This is a genomic window from Modestobacter sp. KNN46-3, from assembly GCF_011039295.1.
Genome location: NZ_JAAKGN010000280.1, coordinates 1 through 2703 on the forward strand (window position 1 = coordinate 1; position 2703 = coordinate 2703).

The 2703-nt window shown below is 73.3% G+C and carries 2 protein-coding genes; both read right to left on the bottom strand.

The annotated features are described in order from the left end of the window. Positions 1-2078: glycoside hydrolase family 65 protein (locus G5C62_RS26470; RefSeq protein WP_164703338.1), on the bottom strand; the 2078-nt coding region annotated here is incomplete at its 3' end. After that, on the bottom strand, positions 2075-2703 hold a 629-nt coding region (locus G5C62_RS26475), incomplete at its 5' end, for an HAD family phosphatase (protein WP_164703339.1). The genes G5C62_RS26470 and G5C62_RS26475, both read right to left, overlap by 4 nt.

Genomic DNA, 2703 nt, shown 5'->3' on the forward strand with positions numbered 1-2703 from the left:
ATCCCGCCGAACCCGCCGACCGCGACCATCCAGCCCCCGGCCAGCGAGGCGATGTGCAGCCCGTGCCCGCTGTTGCCGTGCAGGTTCTGCAGGTCGGTCAGGGCCGCCTCGCCCCAGTAGTCGTGCGCGAGGTCCAGGTGCCCCGTCTCGGCGGCGATCACCGCCTGCACCGCGGCCGACAGGGAGGAGTCCCGCACCGTCCGCGCCTCGTAGTAGGCGAAGTCGGCGATCTTCTCCTCGAGCGTGAAGGCGTCCCCCCGCAGGTGCAGCGCCATCACCAGGTCGGCCTGCTTCACGACCTGCTTGCGGTAGATGTCGAAGTAGGGGAAGTGCAGCAGCAGCGGGTACTGGTCGGGCCGGGTGCCCTCGTAGTCCCACTCCTCGTGGTGGGTGAACCCCTCGGACTGCTCGTGCACCCCGAGGTCGGCGTTGAACGGCACCCGCATGCCGTCCGCGGCGCGGGCCCACAGCTCCAGCTCGTCCGCGCCCACCTGCAGCCGCGCCGCGGTGTCGGGCTGGCGGTGGGCGGCCGCGACCGCCTCCCGCAGGTTCCGCTGCGCCATCAGGTTCGTGTAGACGTTGTTGTCCACGACGGCGGTGTACTCGTCGGGCCCGGTGACACCGTCGATCCGGAAGCCCCGACCGTCGTCGAAGTGGCCGAGCGAGGCCCACAGCCGGGCCGTCTCGACCAGCAGTTCGGTGCCGTAGTCGCGGTCGAACTCGTCGTCCAGGGTGGCCGCGGTGTACCGGGCGACGGCGTCGGCGATGTCGGCGTTGATGTGGAAGGCCGCCGTCCCGGCCGGCCAGTAGCCCGACGTCTCCTCCCCGCGGATGGTCCGCCACGGGAACGCGGCGCCGGTGTGGCCGAGCACGCGGGCCCGCTCGCGGGCCAGGTCCAGGGTCGAGTGCCGCCACAGCAGCGCATCGCGCACGGCTCCGGGCGCGGTGTAGGTGAGCACGGGCAGCACGTAGGTCTCGGTGTCCCAGAACGTGTGGCCGTCGTACCCGTCACCGGTCAGCCCCTTGGCCGGGATCGGCTGCCGCTCGGCGCGCAGGCCCGCCTGCAGGACGTGGAACATGCCGACCCGCACCGCCTGCTGGAGCTCGTCGTCACCCTCCACCTCGACGTCGGCCTCGTCCCAGTGCCGGTCCAGCAACTCGCGTTGTTCCCGCACCAGCCGGTTCCAGCCGGCCAGCTTCGCCGTGGCCAGCGCCCCCTCCACCTGGTCCCGGACGGCGGCCGACGAGCGGCGGCTGGACCAGCCGTAGGCGAGGTACTTCACCAGCCGCAGCTTCGAGCCGGCCGGCAGCCGGGCGGCCAGGGTGTAGCGGGCCAGGTCCGGGGAGACCTCCAGGTCCTCGGTGGCCGAGTCGGGGACGTCGACCTCGTGGTCCATCCCGGCGGCCATCCGCAGCCGGCTGCGGGCGGTCTGGTGCACCAGGACGGCGTGCCGGCCGCGACCCACGTGCAGCTCCGACTCCAGCGGCCGGGTCATCGCCGAGGCGGCGCGGGGGTCGCCGGACTGGGACGTGGTCACGAACTCGTTGGCCAGCAGGTCCGACTGCAGGGCGATGTAGAGGTCGCCCTGGTCGTCGGTGCACTCGACGGTGTACTCGATGGCGGCGATCGACCGCCGGGTCAGCGAGACCAGCCGGGTGCTGGTGACCCGCACCTGGCGCCCGCTGGGCCCGCGCCACTCGGTGTTGCGGCGCAGCAGCCCGTTGCGCAGGTCCAGCGTCCGGCGGTGGTCGATGACGTCGCCGTACTGCAGGTCCAGCGGGGTGTCCCCGACCAGCAGCCGGATCAGCTTGCCGTCGGTCACGTTGACCACGGTCTGGCCCTGCTCCGGGAAGCCGTAGCCGGCCTCGGCGTAGGGCATCGGCCGCTCCTCGAAGAAGCCGTTGAGGTAGGTGCCGGGGACGATGACCGGCTCGCCCTCGTCGAGCGTGCCGCGCATCCCGATGTGCCCGTTGGCCAGGGCGAACACCGACTCGTGGACCCCCAGGGAGGCCAGGTCGACGCCGACCTCGGTCAGCGACCACGGCTCGACCAGGAAGTGCGCGCGCCCCTCCGTCACGGGGTCTCCCCCAGGAGCTGGTCCAGGTCGGTGACGACGACGTCGGCGCCGCGCTCGCGCAGCCCGTCGGCCTGGCCCACCCGGTCGACCCCGACGACGTAGCCGAACCCACCGGCCCGCCCGGCGGCGACCCCGGAGAGGGCGTCCTCGAAGACCGCGGCCTGCGCCGGCTCGACGCCGAGGGCCCGTGCGCCGGCCAGGAAGGTGTCCGGGGCCGGCTTGCCGCGCAGCCCCTCGGTGGCGGCGACCACGCCGTCGACCCGGGCGTCGATGAGGTCGGCGAACCCGGCGACCGCGACCACGTGCTCCCCGTTGGCCGACGCCGTGACGACGGCGGTGGCCAGGCCGGCGTCCCGCGCCGCCCGCAGGTACCGCATCGAGCCCTCGTAGACCTGCACGCCGTGCTCGTCCAGCTCGGCCATGATCAGCTCGTTCTTCCGCGTCGCGACGCCGGCCACGGTGGGCGCGTCGGCGAGGTCGTCGTCGCTGCCCTCGGGCAGGGTGATCCCCCGGCTGGTCAGGAAGTCACGGACGCCGTCCTTGCGCGGCTTGCCGTCGACGTACTGGTTGTAGTCGTCGGCGCTGAACTCCGCCGCCCCCGGGTCGCGGCTGCGCAGGAACTCGT